Annotated in this window: 1 protein-coding gene; it reads left to right on the top strand. The window is 42.0% G+C overall.

What is annotated here, in order from left to right; translation table 11 throughout:
• The coding region (locus BJU60_RS14875; RefSeq protein WP_167615770.1) for a glucose PTS transporter subunit EIIB at positions 1 to 539 on the top strand (539 nt) is incomplete at its 5' end.
• Between the last annotated feature and the right edge of the window lie 25 nt (positions 540 to 564).

The following is a 564-nucleotide window of genomic DNA, read 5'->3' on the forward strand; positions in this document are numbered from 1 at the left end:
CTTTTATGTTTTTATCTCCACTTTTATATGGTGTCCATGCTATTTTGACGGGACTTTCGCTTTTTATTGTAAACACCCTCGGGATTCATAGCGGCTTTGCCTTTTCAGCAGGTGCGATTGATTACGTCTTAAGCTTCGGAATTGCGCAAAAACCGATCTTGCTTCTTGTAGTAGGAATCATTTATGGCGTCGTGTACTTTGTCGTTTTCTATTTCCTCATTAAACTATTAAAGCTGAAAACACCAGGCAGGGAAGATGATGACATGGAAGATATCGCAGCGGATGATACGGTGACGGCAGGAGGAGCGAGTATGCTCGTAGAGGGACTTGGCGGCAAAGACAATATCACCACGATTGATCATTGTGCCACACGTCTTCGCTTAACAGTAGAGGATACAAATTTATTAAATGAAGGTACATTGAAAAAAGCAGGTGCCAAAGGGGTCCTGACTTCTGGAAAAACAACCGTACAAATCATCATTGGAACGAATGTAGAATTTGTCGCAGATGATCTCCGTAAGGAAGTCGATCGAGATTAAAAAAAACGTTCAGCCAGGTCAAATG

This window comes from Exiguobacterium aurantiacum, from assembly GCF_001766415.1.
Classification (GTDB): Bacteria; Bacillota; Bacilli; order Exiguobacteriales; family Exiguobacteriaceae; genus Exiguobacterium; species Exiguobacterium aurantiacum_A.